This window comes from Herbaspirillum sp. B65 (assembly GCF_000333555.1).
Taxonomy (GTDB): Bacteria; Pseudomonadota; Gammaproteobacteria; order Burkholderiales; family Burkholderiaceae_D; genus Herbaspirillum; species Herbaspirillum rubrisubalbicans.
Map to the genome: position 1 here is coordinate 1 of NZ_BADI01001149.1, position 18,344 is coordinate 18,344.

16 protein-coding genes, 2 rRNA genes and 1 pseudogene are annotated in these 18,344 nt (G+C 61.9%); 17 read left to right on the forward strand and 2 right to left on the reverse strand.

The window, feature by feature from the left end; genetic code table 11:
- Positions 1-9 precede the first annotated feature (9 nt).
- The 17 genes and pseudogenes from I5W_RS34350 to I5W_RS27415 all read left to right on the forward strand — a co-directional run.
- A pseudogene (locus I5W_RS34350) lies at positions 10-360 on the forward strand (ATP-binding cassette domain-containing protein); the annotation flags it as partial.
- Positions 361-534: 174 nt separating this feature from the next.
- Positions 535-1,863, forward strand: a complete 1,329-nt coding sequence (locus I5W_RS27340) for an ABC transporter substrate-binding protein (protein WP_044531638.1) — start codon at positions 535-537, stop codon at positions 1,861-1,863.
- Between the two features lie 14 nt (positions 1,864-1,877).
- Entirely contained in the window at positions 1,878-3,599 is a 1,722-nt protein-coding gene (locus tag I5W_RS27345; protein WP_044531630.1) for a sensor domain-containing diguanylate cyclase, read from the forward strand.
- 177 nt (positions 3,600-3,776) lie between these two features.
- Positions 3,777-4,604: a ferritin-like domain-containing protein gene (locus I5W_RS27350; RefSeq protein WP_017452810.1), complete on the forward strand. Its 828-nt coding sequence runs from the start codon at positions 3,777-3,779 to the stop codon at positions 4,602-4,604.
- 384 nt (positions 4,605-4,988) lie between these two features.
- Entirely contained in the window at positions 4,989-6,242 is a 1,254-nt protein-coding gene (gene urtA, locus I5W_RS27355) for an urea ABC transporter substrate-binding protein (RefSeq protein WP_044531631.1), read from the forward strand.
- A 169-nt stretch (positions 6,243-6,411) separates the two neighbouring features.
- Positions 6,412-8,028: an urea ABC transporter permease subunit UrtB gene (gene urtB, locus I5W_RS27360; protein ID WP_044531632.1), complete on the forward strand. Its 1,617-nt coding sequence runs from the start codon at positions 6,412-6,414 to the stop codon at positions 8,026-8,028.
- Positions 8,025-9,155 (forward strand): urea ABC transporter permease subunit UrtC, encoded by a 1,131-nt coding sequence (gene urtC, locus I5W_RS27365; protein ID WP_044531633.1) that lies wholly within the window; start codon positions 8,025-8,027, stop codon positions 9,153-9,155. The genes urtB and urtC overlap by 4 nt, the downstream gene beginning before the upstream one ends.
- Positions 9,152-10,021, forward strand: coding sequence for an urea ABC transporter ATP-binding protein UrtD (gene urtD / locus I5W_RS27370; RefSeq protein ID WP_044531634.1), 870 nt, complete (start codon positions 9,152-9,154; stop codon positions 10,019-10,021). The genes urtC and urtD overlap by 4 nt, the downstream gene beginning before the upstream one ends.
- Positions 10,022-10,039: 18 nt before the next feature.
- Positions 10,040-10,738 (forward strand): urea ABC transporter ATP-binding subunit UrtE, encoded by a 699-nt coding sequence (gene urtE / locus I5W_RS27375; protein WP_044531635.1) that lies wholly within the window; start codon positions 10,040-10,042, stop codon positions 10,736-10,738.
- Between the two features lie 108 nt (positions 10,739-10,846).
- Positions 10,847-11,746, forward strand: a complete 900-nt coding sequence (locus I5W_RS27380) for an urease accessory protein UreD (protein ID WP_374702161.1) — start codon at positions 10,847-10,849, stop codon at positions 11,744-11,746.
- Between the two features lie 109 nt (positions 11,747-11,855).
- Entirely contained in the window at positions 11,856-12,158 is a 303-nt protein-coding gene (locus tag I5W_RS27385; RefSeq protein ID WP_017452803.1) for an urease subunit gamma, read from the forward strand.
- A gap of 10 nt (positions 12,159-12,168) precedes the next feature.
- The gene (locus I5W_RS27390) at positions 12,169-12,513 is read left to right on the forward strand and encodes an urease subunit beta (RefSeq protein WP_017452802.1); all 345 of its coding nucleotides are present in this window, start codon (positions 12,169-12,171) and stop codon (positions 12,511-12,513) included.
- Positions 12,510-14,210 (forward strand): urease subunit alpha, encoded by a 1,701-nt coding sequence (ureC, locus tag I5W_RS27395; RefSeq protein ID WP_017455586.1) that lies wholly within the window; start codon positions 12,510-12,512, stop codon positions 14,208-14,210. Before I5W_RS27390 ends, ureC begins: the two co-directional genes overlap by 4 nt.
- 18 nt (positions 14,211-14,228) lie before the next feature.
- On the forward strand, positions 14,229-14,762 hold the full coding sequence (gene ureE, locus I5W_RS27400) for an urease accessory protein UreE (protein ID WP_017452800.1): 534 nt from the start codon (positions 14,229-14,231) through the stop codon (positions 14,760-14,762).
- A gap of 3 nt (positions 14,763-14,765) precedes the next feature.
- Positions 14,766-15,446: an urease accessory protein UreF gene (locus I5W_RS27405; protein ID WP_044531637.1), complete on the forward strand. Its 681-nt coding sequence runs from the start codon at positions 14,766-14,768 to the stop codon at positions 15,444-15,446.
- Positions 15,447-15,488: 42 nt separating this feature from the next.
- Positions 15,489-16,121 carry an urease accessory protein UreG gene (ureG, locus tag I5W_RS27410; protein WP_017452798.1) on the forward strand — a complete coding sequence of 211 codons (633 nt, stop codon included), beginning with the start codon at positions 15,489-15,491 and terminating at the stop codon, positions 16,119-16,121.
- Positions 16,122-16,173: 52 nt separating this feature from the next.
- Positions 16,174-16,785, forward strand: a complete 612-nt coding sequence (locus I5W_RS27415) for a HupE/UreJ family protein (protein ID WP_044531639.1) — start codon at positions 16,174-16,176, stop codon at positions 16,783-16,785.
- A 536-nt stretch (positions 16,786-17,321) separates the two neighbouring features.
- Here I5W_RS27415 and rrf read toward each other — a convergent pair.
- Both rrf and I5W_RS27425 read right to left on the reverse strand, forming a co-directional pair.
- Positions 17,322-17,434, reverse strand: a 5S ribosomal RNA gene (rrf, locus tag I5W_RS27420).
- A gap of 137 nt (positions 17,435-17,571) precedes the next feature.
- Positions 17,572-18,344 (reverse strand): 23S ribosomal RNA (locus I5W_RS27425); the annotation flags it as partial.

Consider the following 18,344-nt stretch of genomic DNA (forward strand, 5'->3'; position numbering starts at 1 on the left):
CACTGCCTGGTGTGGGCTGGGGACTCGGGGGCTGGCAAGACCCGCTTGCTCAGGCTGCTCGCGACCCTCGACCAAGTCAGGGGTGAAGCCTGGCTGGACGGCCAGGCGCGCAGTGCCATGCCGGCCCCGCAATGGCGCGCCCAGGTGCTGTACCAGGCCGCCGAGCCGGCCTGGTGGGCGCCCACGGTGATGGCGCATTTCCCGCCATCGCAACAGGCGCGGGCCAGGGTGTTGGCCGAGCGCCTGGCCTTGCCGGTCGCCAGGCTCGATGCCGACCTGGCACAGCTGTCGACTGGAGAACGCCAGCGCGCCGCCCTGATCAGATCGCTGCTGCGACAACCGGCAGTGCTCTTGCTGGATGAACCCACCAGCGCCCTGGATGCCGACAATGTCGCGCGGGTCGGAGCGGTCCACGGCGCATTGCTGCACGACAAGAAATTTAGCCGCGGGGGGAACTCAATGCTTGGCCGATCTACGCCATCCACAGCAGGCGGGCCTGGAACGCGCTGTAGTCCAGGATGCAGGCCATCTGGTATGACCGGGCGCATCTTCGGTGGCCTCCGGTATCTCATCGCCGCGGTGACGGCAGCGCTGCTGCTCAACGGCTGCGAGCGCAACGACGAACAAGCCGCCACGCCCGAGACCAGCGCCGCAGCAGTCGGCGCACCGGTGGTTCTGACCGCCCTGGTGTGGGCGCCGGATTGGTCCGAGGAGATGCATCGCGTGGCCGATGCCTTCATGCACGCCCATCCCGAGGTGCGCATCAACCTGCAATTCATGATCGGCGATTCGGTCGAGGAAAACCTCAAGCCGCGCGCAGCCACCGACAGCCTGCCCGATATCGTCTCGGTCAATGCCAGCCCCTATACGGCGGCACTGGCCGACCAGGGGATGCTGGCCGACCTCGGCCATACCCGCGCCTGGGGTGATCTGCTGGCCGTGTTGCAACGCGAGTGGACCTCGCCGGGTGGGCGCCGCTACGGCATTCCCTCGGGCCTGGCCACGACCCTGATCTACTACAACCGCGACATGTTCGAGCGCGCCGGCATCAGCACGCCTCCGGGCGACTTCGAGGCCTTCCTGGCGGCGGGGGCGGCGCTGCGCAAGGCTGGTTTCGTTCCGCTGGCGCTCTCCGGCGCCTTTCCCAACATGTTGGGCAATGGCCCCTTCAGCTACGGTTTTGCCAACGCAGTGGCCAATGTGCCGGACTGGCGCGAGCGCATCGCCAAGGGTAGCTTGCAGCTGGACAATGCCGACGGCATTGCCATCTTCAGCCGCCTGCGCACCCTGATGGACAAGAAAATGGTGCAGGCCGATTGCCTGCGCGCCGGTTACGACGCCACCTTGCGCCAGTTCGCCGAGGGTCGCGCGGCGATGACCTTCCAGGGAACCTGGGCCGCCGGCAAGCTCATGAACACCAGCGGCCTGCGGGTCGGGGTCTTCGTGCCACCCTGGAACGACAAGGGCCGTCCGCTCAAACCGGTGCTGGGCAGCGAGACTGGCTTTGCCGTGGCCCAGCGCAGTGACACGCGGCATCGGCAGGCGGCGGCACAGTTTCTGGATTTCCTGTACGGGCCGGGCATGTCGATCTGGCAGGCCAAACGCCAGAACATCCCGCCCATGCGCGTCATCGCACCGGAGGTCAGTGGTGACCCGGCGCTGTTTGCGCTGGTCCAGCAGATGGCAGGCGAGGCCGCCAGCGGCAATACACCGGGGTTGTATTACTCGCTGCTGCCGGTCAATACCATCGAGGTCTTGCATCCCTTGCTGCAAGCGGTACTGGCCGGCAGTCAATCACCGGCCCACGCGGCGCGCGTACTGCAGGATTCCATCGCCGAACAGGCGCGTCTGTCAGCCAGGTAAGGGAGAGCCGCGAGATGCCCGCACGGTTCGACTTCCTCTGGCTCGGTTTTCTGCGCAAGATCGAGATCCGCTATCGGCTCATCACTTCCTTCATCCTGGTCTCGCTGGTGCCGCTGGTGATCTCGGGCCTGCTGGCCTATCGCGAGACCACCCGCGCCACCCAGGACAAAGTGCGCGCCTACTCGGTACAGGTGGCCAAGCAGATCGCGCAGAACCTGATGCTGCGCATGGAAAGAATCGAGGACACCAGCGAAGAGCTGGCGCTGTCGGATAAATTGCAACGCCTGCTGGGGGACTACTACAGCGGTAGCGAAGCCGCCAGTGCCACCGCTCGCAGCGCCGTGGCGCGGGTATTGCTGGACACCTATGGCTCGCTGCCGGATGTGAACCAGAAGTACCTGCTGGACCGCAAGCGCCAGGTGATCGACCCGCAGATCTTCGCGCCCCTGGCCAGCAGCATCGGTCGCGTGGCCGAGGAAGCCCCGGACCTCAGCGGCCGTGCCTGGTGGACGCTCTATAACGGCGGCCATGGCCAGAAGAGCGTGGCCATGCTGCGCGAGATCCGCTTTACCGGCAACAACCGTCCGGCCGGCATTCTCTTCGTGGGGGTGCGACCGAGCTATTTCTTCAGCATCTTCGAAGGCGTGGACCTGGGCTACGATTCCAGCATCTTCATCGTCGACGCCAGCGATGGCACGGTGGTGGTCCAAAGCCGCGAAAGCAACGCCAGCACGGTCGACCCGGCCTTGCTGGAAGGCATCACCGCCAGCCTCACGCAACACCGCAGCAGCGACTTCATCGCCTATACGCGGGCCGACAAGACGCGCTACTACGCCGCCATCGCCCAACTGCCGCACACCTCCTGGTGGGTGGTCAGCGCCACCCCCAGCGACAAGCTCAACGCCGATACCCGCTCGGTGCGCGACAAGATCATCGCCATCGGCCTGCTCTGCTTTGCCGCTTCGCTGCTGCTCTCAGCACTCATCGCGCGCAGCATCAGCCTGCCCTTGCAGCGCCTGGTGAGCGCCATGCGCGAGGCCGGCAGCGGCGACACCACGGTGCGGGTGGAGCAGGCCGGGGGCGATGAAATTACGGTGCTGTCGCGCAAGTTCAACGAGATGGCCGGCAAGCTGCAGCAGCACAAGGAAGAACTGGAACAACAGGTGGCGCTGCGCACGCATGAACTGGAACGCGCCAACCGCAAGCTGGAGGCGCTCTCGGCCACCGATGGTCTGACCGGGGTCGCCAACCGGCGCCGCTTCGATGAAGCGCTGGCCAATGAGCTGCGACGTTCGGTGCGCTCCGGTCATGCCTTGGCCTTGCTGATGCTGGATGTGGATTACTTCAAGAAATACAACGATCGCTACGGCCACCTGGCGGGCGACGAATGCCTGCGCATCGTGGCGCGCGTGCTGCAGAAGAGTTCGCGCCGCGCAAGCGACCTGGTCGCGCGCTATGGCGGCGAGGAATTCAGCGTCATCATCGCCGAGAGCGATACCGCCCATGCCTTGCAGCAGGCCGAGAATATCTGCCAGGCCATCTTCGAGCTCAAGCTGCCCCATGCCGACTCGCCCTTCGGCTACATCACCGCCAGCATCGGCGTGGCCTCGCTGCTGCCAGACGAGCACACCAGCGCCGAACAGATGCTGCGCATCGCCGACCAGGCGCTGTACCATGCCAAATACCAGGGACGCAACCGGGTGGTGCTGGGCAGCGATGCGACCCAGGATCTGTAACCGTCCCCAATTTCTGTCATCCCGTCACCCAAGCCTGGCTGACAATACGCTGACAGCAACAAGGGCGCATGGCAAATGCAAAGTTAGATCAAGACACTCGTTGCCGCTCTGAACCAATGTCTTGGCGCTGCATCATATCTCCATACCAACCATCATTTCAGAAGAGAGGTATTGCAGATGAGCCCGAGTCGCCAAGAAAAAAAACACTGGACTATCGATGACATCGATCTGGACCGTATCGATCGAGAGCGGGTGCGACAGGATGAAGACCTGTTCTATCTGGTGGCCTGCGCCTCCTTCGTCGAAAGCGGCTCCGACCTCTACACCCAGAACCTGGTGCAGTACTACGCGGGCGATGCCGAAGTCGAGACCTGGCTGCGCGAGCAGTGGGAGCAGGAAGAGCTGCAGCACGGCGCAGCCCTGCGCGCCTATGTCGAGCATGTCTGGCCGGAGTTCGACTGGCAGCGCGCCTATCAGGGCTTCCTCGACGAATACTCGCAGTATTGCAAGGTCGAGCTGCTGGAACCGACGCGCGCCCAGGAGCTGGCCGCCCGTTGCGTGGTCGAGACCGGCACCTCGACGTATTACCGCGCCCTGGCGCGCGCCACCGACGAACCGGTCCTCAAGCACCTGGCCGGCTTGATCGCCACTGACGAAGTCAATCACTACAAGCACTTCTACCAGTACTTCCGACGCTACCGCCAGCAAGAAAAGATCGGTCGCTCACGCGTGTTGAGCACCCTGAGCCGCCGTACCTTGGAATTGAAGAGCGAGGATGCCGATTGCGCCATCCGTCACGTCGCCCTGGTGTACAAGCCCGAGCTGGCCGCCGATCCGGTGCGCCTGAAGGAACTGGCCTCGCGCATGAGCCGCACCGTGCGCGTCAATCTCAAACCCGAAACCACCATCAAGATGATCATGCGCCCGCTGGAGTTGCCAGTGATGCTGCAGAACATGATCGAATTCCCGCTGCGGCAATTCATGCAGCGGGTACTGCTGCGTTGATCCAGGATCGCCCACAGCACCAAGCTGGGTCACGGGTTTTCTCGCGGGTTGAAAGCGATTGTTAACAATCTGAACAATCTTGCGGGCACTTGGTCAATTGCCTGCAAACCCGCCTGGCATGGCGCTTTCGACGGCGCACCAAGATCGCGCGCAGCCGAGCGCCAGGCTGGTGAATATTGCTGCTGCGATACGATGCTGTCGACAATGGCGCTCGGCTTTGGTGCGCAATTCTGATGTAGCAGACAACATTTCCGCCCTCCCCTCCTCCCTCCCGCCCCGCTTTGATGCAGCCCGCGCGCCCATTGTCGGGCATTGGCACGCAATCTGCTAAAGCGACTGGGCAGTGAAAAAAATCTTCCAAAACTTTTCTCGAGGGAGCACCACATGTCACGTCGTACCGTACTGAAAGCCACCGCTCTTGGCGCCTTCGCACTGGCCGCATCCTCCTGGCTGCCGTCGGCCTTCGCTGCCGACACCATCAAGGTCGGTATCCTGCATTCGCTGTCGGGCACCATGGCGATTTCCGAAACGTCCTTGAAGGACGTGGCCCTGATGACCATCGATGAGATCAACGCCGCCGGCGGCGTGATGGGCAAGAAGCTCGAACCGGTGGTGGTCGACCCGGCCTCGAACTGGCCGCTGTTCGCCGAAAAGGCCCGCCAGTTGATCTCGCAGGACAAGGTCTCGGTGGTGTTCGGCTGCTGGACTTCGGTGTCGCGCAAGTCGGTGCTGCCAGTCTTCAAGGAATTGAACAGCCTGCTGTTCTACCCGGTGCAGTACGAAGGTGAAGAACTGGAGAAGAACGTCTTCTATACCGGTGCGGCGCCCAACCAGCAAGCCATTCCCGCCGTGGAATACGTCATGTCCAAGGAAGGCGGCGGCGCCAAGCGCTTCGTGCTCTTGGGTACCGACTACGTCTATCCGCGTACCACCAACAAGATCCTGCGCGCCTTCCTGCATAGCAAGGGCGTGAAGGATTCCGACATCGACGAGGTCTACACCCCGTTCGGCCACTCCGACTACCAGACCATCGTCGCCAACATCAAGAAGTTCTCCGCCGGTGGCAAGACCGCTGTGATCTCGACCATCAATGGCGACTCCAACGTGCCCTTCTACAAGGAACTGGGCAACGCCGGCCTGAAGGCGACCGACGTGCCGGTGGTGGCATTCTCGGTGGGTGAAGAAGAATTGCGCGGTGTCGATACCAAGCCGCTGGTGGGCCACCTGGCGGCCTGGAACTACTTCGAATCGGTGAAGAATCCGGTCAACGCCGCCTTCATCAAGAAGTGGAAGGAATACGCCAAGGCCAAGAACCTGCCCAATGCCGATACCGTCGTGACCAACGATCCGATGGAAGCCACCTACGTCGGCATCCACATGTGGGCGCAAGCCGTGGAAAAGGCCAAGTCCACCGACACCGACAAGGTGATCGCCGCCATGGCTGGCCAGACCTTCAAGGCGCCGTCGGGCTACACGCTGGAAATGGACAAGACCAACCACCACCTGCATAAGCCGGTGATGATCGGCGAAATCAAGGCAGACGGTCAGTTCAACGTGGTCTACAAGACCAAGACCACCATCCGCGCGCAACCGTGGAGCCCGTACATTCCGGGTAACGAAAGCAAGCAGAAGAACTAAGCTTGCCGTTGTTGTAAGGCGTTCTTCGGAGCGCCTTCGATAAGCCGCGCAAGCGGCGTATCGAAGGTGCTCCGTCCGCCCCGATGCATTTCCCTCCACAAGAAAATCGCCCGACGACTCGCCCCGGTCACAGCATCGCCCGGTCCGCGCTTCGAGGCGCACACCGACCATGAAACCAGCCATCCAGTTCCTACGCGGGCTGCTCGCGACCTGGCTCTGCGCCCATGCCCTGGGCGCATTCGCAGCCATCGATCCGGCCCTGCTCAAGCCCCTTGGCGGAGACGACCCCGACGCGCGCATCGACGCCGTCAACCAGATTGCTGCGCTGGCCAATGAAGACGCGCTCAAGATCCTCAATGCCTTGAACAGCGACGCGCTCTATGTCACACCCGCTGGCGAGGTGCTCATCGTCGACGATGCCGGCAAGGCCTTCAACCCGGCCACCGACCAGAGCGGTCCGGCCCCCGATGATGCCGAAGGCATCACCGTCAACAACCGCCTGCGCGGCGCCGTCGAGGGTGCGCTCTCGGGCCTGAAGCTGCTCTCGCCGCAACGCGATGAGCGCCTGGCGGCGGCCAATGATCTGCTCAAGAATGCCGACCCGGCCCAGATCCCGCTGATCGTCAAGGCACTGGCCAAGGAAAACGATCCGCAGATCAAGGACGTGCTGCAACAGGTGCAGGCCACCGCCAACCTGCATTCTCCCGACCCGGCCGCGCGCCGCGCCGCCGTCAAGACGCTGGCCGACACCACCAATGCCTCGTTGAAGCCGGCCCTGGAAAACATGCTGGCCAAGAATCCCGATGGCTCCTATGTCGAACCGGATGAAGGCGTGCGGGTGGAAGCCGTGCGCACCCTGGCTGCGCTGGACCGTCACCTGGCCATCGTCGACTTCGCCGGCAAGCTGTTCTATGGCGTCTCGCTGGGCAGCGTACTGCTGCTGGCCGCCCTGGGCCTGGCCATCACCTTCGGTCTGATGGGCATCATCAACATGGCTCATGGTGAATTGCTGATGATCGGCGCCTATACCACCTATGTCTGCCAGTTGGTGTTCCGCAAGTTCTTCCCCGGCGCCATCGATGCCTACCTGGTGGTGGCCTTGCCCGCGGCCTTCATCGTCGCCGCTGCGGTAGGCATTGCGCTGGAACGCCTGGTGATCCGTTGGCTCTATGGTCGTCCGCTGGAAACCCTGCTCTGCACCTGGGGCATCAGCCTGATGCTGATGCAATGTGTGCGCTCCATCTTCGGCGCCCAGAACGTGGAAGTGGCCAATCCGAGCTGGATGTCGGGCGGCCTCACTGTGCTGGGTTCGCTGGTGCTGTCCTATAACCGCATCGTGATCGTGTTCTTTGCGCTGTTCGTGGTGTTCGCGGTGTGGCTGATCTTGAACAAGACCCGCCTGGGTCTGTTCGTGCGGGCCGTCACGCAGAATCGCCGCATGGCCGATTGCGTGGGCGTGTCCACCGGCAAGATCGACATGATGACCTTCGGTCTCGGTTGCGGCATCGCCGGTCTGGGTGGCGTAGCGCTCTCGCAGCTGGGCAACGTCGGCCCCGACCTGGGACAGGGTTACATCGTGGATTCGTTCATGGTGGTGGTGCTGGGCGGCGTGGGTCAGTTGGCCGGTACCGTCATCGCTGCCTTCGGCCTGGGCGAAGTCAACAAGTTCCTGGAGCCGATGGCTGGGGCCGTGCTGGCCAAGATCGCCATCCTGGTCTTCATCATCGTATTCATCCAGAAGCGTCCGCAAGGCCTCTTCGCACTCAAGGGAAGGAGCGTGGAATGAGCACCATGATCATGCGCCCCTCGCTGTTCAATCGTCCGGCCTGGACCGGCATCGTCGTCTGCACCATCGTCCTGGCGCTGCTGCCGATCTGCAATCTGCTGTTCCCGGCAGGCAGCGCGCTGCACGTGTCGTCCTACACCGTCGCTCTGGTCGGAAAGTTCATGTGCTATGCCATGGCGGCCCTGGCTCTGGACCTGGTATGGGGCTACACGGGCATCCTGTCGCTGGGACATGGCGTTTTCTTCGCATTGGGCGGATACGCCCATGGCATGTACCTGATGCGCGCCATCGGCCGTGAGGGCGTGTACCAGAGCGACCTGCCGGACTTCATGGTGTTCCTGAACTGGAAGGCCTATCCCTGGTACTGGTGGATGACGGATCACTTCTGGTTCTCCATGCTGCTGGTGGTGCTGGTGCCGGGTCTGTTGGCCTTCGTGTTCGGTTACTTTGCCTTCCGTTCACGCATCAAGGGGGTGTACTTCTCCATCATCACGCAGGCCATGACCTTCGCCTTCATGCTGCTGTTCTTCCGCAACGATACCGGCTTTGGCGGCAACAACGGCTTCACCGACTTCAAGCGCATCCTCGGCTTCACCATCACCGCGCCCACCACCAAGGCGGTGCTGTACCTGGTGACGCTGGCGCTCTTGTTCGGTGCGCTGGTACTGTGCCGCATGATCGTCACCTCCAAGCTGGGCCGCGTGCTGCAAGGCGTGCGCGATTCCGAATCGCGCCTCATGTTCATCGGCTACAACCCGCTGTGGTTCAAGCTTTTCGTGTGGACGCTGTCGGCCGTGATCTGCGGCATTGCAGGTGCGCTGTACGTGCCGCAGGTGGGCATCATCAATCCGTCCGAAATGTCGCCGGCCAATTCCATCGAGATGGTGATCTGGGCCGCCGTCGGTGGCCGTGGCACGCTGATCGGTCCCATCATCGGCGCCTTCACCGTCAATGGCTTGAAGAGCTGGTTCACTGCGGCCTTCCCCGACCTGTGGCTGTATGCGCTGGGCCTGATCTTCATCCTGGTCACGCTGTTCCTGCCGCAGGGCATCCTGGGCCTGGTGCAGAAATTCAAGAAACGCGATGCCGCGCCCGCCGAGGGCAGCGCATCCAAGGAGGCAGCATGAGCGCAGTCGAACCCGGCAAGAACCCGGTAGGCATCGGCGGCCTGGGCGGCAACGTCGACACGCCCCGCGCCGATCACGGCGCATCCTATGAACGCATCAAACCCGAAGGTGTCGATACCACCCACGGCGCCATCCTCTACCTGGAAAACATTACGGTCTCCTTCGATGGCTTCAAGGCCATCAACAACCTGAACCTGGATATCTCGGTGGGTGAACTGCGCTGCATCATCGGGCCCAATGGTGCGGGCAAGACCACGATGATGGACGTCATCACCGGCAAGACCCGGCCCACGGCCGGCACCGCCTTCTTCGGCCAGACCATCGACCTGACCAAGATGACCGAATACGAGATCGCCCACGCCGGCATCGGCCGCAAGTTCCAGCGCCCGACGGTGTTCGAGCAGCACACCGTGTTCGAGAACCTGGAACTGGCGATGAAGATGGACAAGCGCGTCAAGACCACGCTCTTTGCGCGCCTGTCGTCGGAACAGATCGGCAAGATCGAGGAAATCCTCAAGCTGATCCGCCTGACCGGCCAGGAACATCGCATGGCCGGCCTGCTCTCGCACGGCCAGAAGCAATGGCTGGAGATCGGCATGTTGTTGATGCAGGAGCCGCAATTGCTGTTGCTCGATGAACCGGTGGCCGGCATGTCCGACGCCGAGACCGCGCGTACCGCCGAGCTATTGAACGAGCTGCGCGGCAAGCATTCCATCATGGTGGTGGAACACGACATGGGCTTCGTCGAAGAGATTGCCCAAGGTGGCAAGGTGACCGTGCTGCACGAAGGATCGGTGCTGGCCGAGGGCAATATGCGCCAGGTGCAATCCAACGAGCGCGTCATCGAAGTCTACCTGGGACGATAAGAACGGAGACCCTCATCCATGCTGCAAGTCAATGAACTGAACCAGTATTACGGCGCGGCCCATACGCTGCGCGGCGTCTCGCTCAATGTGCAGAAGGGCAAAGTCTTGTCCCTGCTGGGCCGCAATGGCGTGGGCAAGACTACGCTCTTGAAATGCCTGATGGGCGTGCTGCCGGTGGCCCGTGGCAATGTCATGTTCGAAGGCCAGGACATCACCAAGCTCAAACCGCACCAACGCGCCAAGCTGGGCATCGCCTACGTGCCGCAGGGACGCGAGATCTTTGCGCGCCTGACGGTGGAAGAAAACATGCTCATGGGCATGGCTACGCTCTCGGGCCGCCGTGCATCCACCATCAAGGGCGAGGTCTATGAACTCTTCCCGGTGTTGAAGGAAATGCTGCATCGTCGCGGCGGCGATCTTTCCGGCGGTCAACAGCAGCAGTTGGCCATCGCCCGTGCGCTGCTGGCCGAGCCCAAGCTCATCATCCTGGATGAACCGACCGAGGGCATCCAGCCTTCCATCATCAAGGATATCGGCCGTGTCATCAGCCTGCTGCGCCAGCGCGGCGACATCGGCATCCTGCTGTGCGAGCAGTATTTCGACTTTGCCCGCGAGTTGGCCGATACCTTCGTGGTCATGTCGCGTGGCGAGGTGGTGGCAGCGGGTACGCAAGACCAGATGGATGGCGAGGACGTGAAGAAGCATCTGGCGGTCTAGCCCACGCGCAAAGGAAGGCTGCGCTTTTGCAGCGGGTCTGCTATAAAGGCGCATGTTCGCCGACCTGCCCGGTGCAGGCGACGCCTTCCATGCAATGAAGAACCAGGTATGAAACGACTCCCCGGCCATCCGGAACCCGCCCCCATGCCGGCCCCGGCAACGCCAGGCGCGCCCGTGCGACATGCGCCGGACCAGGCACGCCTGGCGCTGGGTTTTGCCGATGACCAAGGCACCACGCGCCTGCTGCGGCGCCAGCACTTCGGCCCGCTGCGGGTGCAGAAACCGCTCTATCCCGAAGACCCCTCCATCTGCCACGCCATCATCGTCCATCCCCCGGGTGGCATCGTCGGTGGCGACCAGCTTTCCATCACGGCCGAGGTGGGCGCCAAGGCCCATGCCCTGCTGACCACGCCCGGTGCGGGCAAGTGGTACCGTGCCAATGGCCAGTCCTCGCGCCAGGCGGTGCGGCTCGATGCCGCGGCGGGAGCGACGCTGGAGTGGCTGCCGCAGGAAACCATCTTCTTCGATGGCGCCGACGTGCGCATGGAACATGAGGTGACCCTGGCCGCCGACGCCGCCTACCTGGGCGCAGAAATCCTCTGCTTCGGCCGCACGGCATCGGGTGAAAGCTTCACGACCGGTGCGGTCAGCCAGCGCACCAGCATCCGCCGTGGCGGCAAGCTGCTGTGGTTCGAACAAGGCCGCCTGCAAGCGCAAGCGGGCGCCATGCAAGGACCGCTGGCACTGGATGGACAGACCATCTGCGCCACCCTGATCGCGGTGGGGGATGGCATGGATGCGGCCTTGCTGGGTCGTTTGCGCGAGCACATCGGCGGCCTGCAATTGGAAGGGCGCAGCGGCGCCACGCTGATGAAGCAGGTCTTCATTGCGCGCTACATGGGCCACTCCAGCCTGGTGGCGCGGCAATGGCTGCACGCGGCCTGGCATGTGTTGCGACCTGCGGTGACGGGCCGGGAAGCGGCGATTCCGCGTATCTGGAATACCTGAAGAGCTGAAGACCTGAAGAAAATACATCAAGAAGCTGCATCAGAAAAACTGCATCAAGCGACGTTGAACTTTATAGAACCTGAAGGCCGCCAGTCGGCCGGGAGCTCACATGGAACTGACACCAAGAGAGAAAGACAAGCTGTTGATCTTCACCGCCGCGCTGCTGGCCGAGCGCCGCAAGGCCCGTGGCCTGAAGCTCAACTACCCGGAAGCGGTGGCGCTGATCACGGCGGCCATCATGGAAGGGGCACGCGATGGCAAGACGGTGGCCGAGCTGATGTCCGAGGGCACCACCATCCTCACGCGTAACGACGTGATGGAAGGCGTGCCGGAGATGATCCCCGATATCCAGGTCGAAGCCACCTTCCCCGATGGCAGCAAGCTGGTCACCGTCCACCATCCGATTCCTTGAGGAGCGCGTCATGATTCCAGGCGAAATGCTGGTCGAACCCGGCGACATCGAACTCAACACCGGCCGCCCCACCGTGACGGTGACGGTGGCCAATAGCGGCGACCGACCGATCCAGGTCGGCTCCCACTTCCATTTCTACGAGACCAATCCGGCGCTGCTGTTCGAGCGCGAAGCGGGCTACGGGATGCGCCTCAATATCGCAGCCGGCACCGCGGTGCGCTTCGAGCCGGGCCAGGAACGCACGGTGGAACTGGTGGCGCTGGCCGGCGACCGGCGCGTCTATGGTTTCAATGCGCTGGTGATGGGCAAGCTGAAGGCACAGCACGGTAACGACAAGAAGGGGCAGACCAAATGAGCAAGATTTCCCGTTCGGCCTATGCCGAGATGTTCGGCCCCACCGTAGGCGACCGTGTGCGCCTGGCCGATACCGAGCTGTTCCTGGAGGTGGAGAAGGACTATACGATCTATGGCGAGGAAGTGAAGTTCGGCGGCGGCAAGGTGATCCGCGACGGCATGGGCCAGTCGCAGCTTGCCCACGCCGACGTGATGGATACCGTCATCACCAATGCCCTGATCGTGGATCACTGGGGCATCGTCAAGGCCGACATCGGCATCAAGTCCGGCAAGATCGCCGGCATCGGCAAGGCCGGCAACCCGGACATTCAGCCCGGCGTGACCATGGCCATTGGCGGCGCCACCGAGATCATCGCCGGTGAAGGCATGATCGTCACCGCGGGTGGCATCGATAGCCACATCCACTTCATCTGCCCGCAACAGATCGAAGAAGCGCTCATGAGCGGCGTGACCACCATGCTCGGTGGCGGCACCGGTCCGGCAGTCGGCACGGCGGCCACCACCTGCACGCCCGGCCCCTGGCACATCCATTCCATGCTGGCCGCAGCCGACGCCTTCCCGATGAATCTCGGTTTCCTGGGCAAGGGCAATGTCAGCCTGCCGCTGCCGCTGGAAGAACAGATCCGCGCCGGGGCCATTGGGCTGAAGCTGCACGAGGACTGGGGGTCCACTCCGGCGGCCATCGACAATTGTCTGACGGTGGCCGATCGCATGGACATCCAGGTGGCCATCCACACTGACACCTTGAACGAAGGTGGCTTCCTGGAGCATACGCTGGCCGCCTTCAAGGATCGCACCATCCACACCTTCCACACCGAAGGCGCGGGCGGTGGTCACGCACCCGACATCATCGCCGCCGTGGGTGAAGGCAACGTGCTGCCTTCCTCCACCAACCCGACGCGCCCCTTCACGGTCAACACGCTGGACGAACATCTGGACATGCTGATGGTCTGCCATCACCTGGACCCGGCCATCGCCGAAGACATCGCCTTTGCCGAATCGCGCATTCGCCGCGAGACCATTGCCGCCGAAGACATCCTGCATGACATCGGCGCGATCTCGATGATGTCGTCCGACTCGCAGGCCATGGGCCGCGTGGGCGAGGTGATCCTGCGCACCTGGCAGACCGCGCACAAGATGAAGGTGCAGCGCGGCTCGCTCAAGGAAGATAGCTCGCGCAACGACAACTTCCGTATCAAGCGCTACATCGCCAAGTACACCATCAATCCGGCCATCACCCACGGCATCTCGCACGTGGTGGGTTCGCTGGAGGTGGGCAAGATTGCCGACATCGTATTGTGGAAACCGGCCTTCTTCGGCGCCAAGCCGTCGATGATCTTGAAGAGCGGCATGATCGCAGCGGCCCAGATGGGCGACCCGAATGCCTCGATTCCGACACCGCAGCCGGTGCATTACCGCATGATGTTCGGGGCCTATGGCGGCGGTCTGAAGACCTCGATGACCTTCGTGTCACAGGCGGCCTTCGATGCCGGCATCGGTGAACAGTTGAAGCTCAACAAGCCAGTGGTGGCGGTGAAGAACATGCGCCATCTGCGCAAGCGCGACATGATCCACAACGGCGCCACGCCAAAGATGGAAGTGGATTCCGAGACCTATGAAGTGCGCGCCGATGGCGAACTGCTGGTGTGCGAACCGGCGCGTTCGCTGCCGCTGGCACAACGTTATTTCCTGTTCTGATTTTCATTAGATTTTTTCATGCTGACTCTCAATACCAAGATAGCCCAGGCCGACCAGATCGATGGCGAACTGGAACTGCCCTACGACCAGCGCGAGAAGAGCCGCCTGCGTGCCACGCTGCGCTCGGGCGAGGACGTGGCCGTCTTTACCGTGCGCGGCACCGTGCTGCGCGATGGTGACCTGCTGCGCGGCGATGATGGTCGCGTGGTGAAGATCATCGCCAAGGCCGAAGCCACTTATCGGGTCGATGCGACCGATGCGCACCTGCTGTTGCGCTGTGCCTTCCACCTCGGCAATCGTCATACCCAGGCGCATATCGGGCATGAGGCCGGGGTGGGTTTCCTGCGCATCCGTAAGGATCCGGTGTTGAAGGAAATGCTGGAAGGCCTGGGCGCGCGCGTGAGCGAGGAACAGGCTGCGTTCGAGCCGGAAGCCGGCGCTTATGGTGGCGGGCATCATCATCATGGCGATGATCACCACCACCATCCGCTGGCACCGATCCCGCTGCGGCAGAAGATTCATCGCCCCAGCGACAAGAAGGAAGAGGGCTGATCCATGCAGGCCAGCGCCTTGCTGCATCTGCTGCAATTGAGCAGTCCTTCCCTGCCCATTGGCGCCTATAGCTATTCGCAAGGGCTGGAGGCGGCCATCGAGAACGGGCGGGTCAGCAGCGAAGCCAGCGCGCGGGCCTGGATCGGCCAGGCCTTGCATGAGGTGGTCGCACGTTTCGAGGCACCTATTTTTGCACGGCTGGTGGCGGCCTTCGAAGCGCGTGATGCAGCTGCGGTCAGCCTGTGGACCGAGCGCTTCGTGGCTGCGCGTGATACTTCCGAGTTTCGCGCCGAGACCATCCAGATGGGTTATTCGCTGGGCAAGCTGGCCAGCGACCTGAAGCTGGGCGATGCCGCATTGCTGGCGCTGCTGCAGGCGCAGGCCGAGGTGCCACTGCCCACCGCACTGGCGTTTGCCACCGTGGCGCTGAAAGTGCCGTGTGAGGCGGCGGTGCTGGGCATGTTGTTCGCCTGGGCCGAAAATCAGGTGCTGGCCTGCGTGAAGACGGTGCCGCTGGGACAGGTAGCGGGACAGCGCATCTTGCTGTCGCTGCAACCGGAGCTGGAGCAGGCGGCTGCCACGGCCCTGGCGCTGGAGGATAACGATCTGTGCAACTGGGCACCGGGGCTGTCGCTGCTGTCGATGCAGCATGAGGTGCAATACAGCCGCATCTATCGCTCTTAATTATTTATATCATTTACGTTTCAATACGACCAAGAGACCATCATGAGCAATTCCACTTCCAATCCGCTGCGCGTGGGCATCGGCGGGCCGGTCGGTTCCGGCAAGACGGCACTGTGCGAAATGCTGTGCAAGCGTATGCGCGACCATTACGACATGGCCGTCATCACCAATGACATCTATACCAAGGAAGACATGGAGATCCTGCTGCGCGCCGATGCCTTGCCGGCCGAGCGCCTGATGGGGGTGGAGACCGGTGGCTGCCCGCACACTGCGATTCGCGAGGATGCCTCGATCAACCTGGAGGCGATTGCCCGCATGAGCGCCGATTTCCCGGACCTGGATCTGATCCTGGTGGAGTCCGGTGGGGACAATCTGGCGGCGACTTTCAGCCCGGAACTGTCGGACCTGACCATCTATGTGATCGATGTCGCCGGCGGCGAGAAGATCCCGCGCAAGGGTGGCCCCGGCATCACTCGTTCGGACCTGCTCATCATCAACAAGACCGACCTGGCGCCCTATGTAGGAGCCAATCTGGATATCATGGCGGCCGATGCCAAGCGTATGCGCGGCGAGCGCCCCTTCGTGTTCACCAATCTGCGCAGCGGCGAGGGTGTGGAAAAGGTGATCGACTACATCCGCAAGCAAGGCTTGCTGGATGAAAAGCCCGGCCACTGAAGCTGCCCTGTTGCAGCATCTGGAAACTATCGTATCTGCCCAAGGAGAAATCATGTTGACGCTCTCGACCAAGACCCGCGCCCGCCTGGGCGTTCTGGCCATCACCGTGCTGGCGACCGGTGTCGCACTGGCACACCCCGGACATCCCGACTCCACCATGAATGGCTCGGCCAGCATGGCAGCCGGCTTCGCCCATCCGTTCTCGGGCATCGACCACTTGCTGGCAATGCTGGCCGTGGGTGTGTGGGCTGCGCAGAACAAGCAACGCGCGCTGTGGGTGCTGCCGCTGGCCTTTCCGCTGATGATGGTGATGGGGGCGTTGCTGGCCTTTTCTGGTGTTCAGGTGCCAGGCGTGGAAACTGGTATCGCTGCCTCGGTGGCGGTGCTGGGTCTGCTGATCGCCTTTGCCGTGCGGATGCCGCTGTGGGGCAGCACGCTGGTGGTGTCGCTGTTTGCCATGTTCCATGGTTATGCACACGGCGTTGAACTGCCGCATGGCAGCTCGGCGGCGCTGTATGGCACCGGCTTCATCGTGGCGACGGCTCTGCTGCACGCAGCTGGCCTGGGTATTGGCCTGGTGGCTGGGCAGAAGATGGCTGACCGTGTGGTGCGCATCGGCGGAGTAGGGATTGCTGCTGTCGGTGCCTATCTGCTGGCGGCTTGATGCGCTTGGCGTATTGCTGGTAGTCCTGGTCTGTTGGTTCTTGCTGTTCTGGTTGTTCCTGCTGTGATGGCTGGTCGCTGCGTGCGGCCAGCCTGACTTCCTTCTCTGCTGATCTTCCTCATTGCTTCCTGTTTGTCCGTGCCGGGCGCCTGCGGTTGCTTCGCTGTGTGCGGCGTGCTTGTGTATAAGTTTTGTTGGTCTTCCTGTGTTGGCTAGCTGATTTTCCTGTGGATAAATCGAAAGCGTCCCGGAGGAATTTGCGCTGTGGACAAGATAGGGGCTGGTAATTGGGTGATATGAAAGAAAGTGCTGTGGACAAGATGAAAGTCCAGGCAGTAGGAGAAAGGAGGGTAAGGGGAAATGAAGTTTCAGGTAGGGAATCGTGCGTCATGCACGAGAGCAGGAAGGACTGCTCTGGGAAGGCAGGAGGCTAGCGCAAGCATGATCCGAACGGGAGTCATGCCCTCAGACACAACCCGATCGCGCAAAGCAAAAACCCTCGTTACTTTCGTAACGAGGGTTCTGCGGAGTAACAAGCCTGACGATGACCTACTTTCACACTGGTTGCAGCACTATCATCGGCGCGAAGTCGTTTCACGGTCCTGTTCGGGATGGGAAGGGGTGGTACCAACTTGCTATAGTCATCAGGCATAACTTGTAAAGTCAGTTGCTCTCGATGGAGCAGCAACCAACCCAAACTGGAAGAAGTATTTTAGATTCTGGGGTGTGATGCACTAGGGCAAACACAATATATGCTCAACTTGTCTATAACAGAGCTAATGTTATAGGAACAAGCCGCACGGGCAATTAGTATCAGTTAGCTTAACGCATTACTGCGCTTCCACACCTGACCTATCAACGTCCTGGTCTCGAACGACCCTTTAGGGGAATCTAGTTCCCGGGAAGTCTCATCTCAAGGCGAGTTTCCCGCTTAGATGCTTTCAGCGGTTATCTCTTCCGAACTTAGCTACTCGGCAATGCCACTGGCGTGACAACCGATACACCAGAGGTTCGTCCACTCCGGTCCTCTCGTACTAGGAGCAGCCCCCTTCAAACTTCCAACGCCCACGGCAGATAGGGACCAAACTGTCTCACGACGTTTTAAACCCAGCTCACGTACCACTTTAAATGGCGAACAGCCATACCCTTGGGACCGGCTACAGCCCCAGGATGTGATGAGCCGACATCGAGGTGCCAAACTCCCCCGTCGATATGAACTCTTGGGAGGAATCAGCCTGTTATCCCCAGAGTACCTTTTATCCGTTGAGCGATGGCCCTTCCATACAGAACCACCGGATCACTATGTCCTACTTTCGTACCTGCTCGACTTGTCAGTCTCGCAGTTAAGCACGCTTATGCCATTGCACTATTAGCACGATGTCCGACCGTACCTAGCGTACCTTCGAACTCCTCCGTTACACTTTGGGAGGAGACCGCCCCAGTCAAACTGCCTACCATGCACTGTCCCCGATCCGGATAACGGAACCAGGTTTAGAACTCAAACAAAACAGGGTGGTATTTCAAGGTCGGCTCCATAGAGACTAGCGTCCCTACTTCAA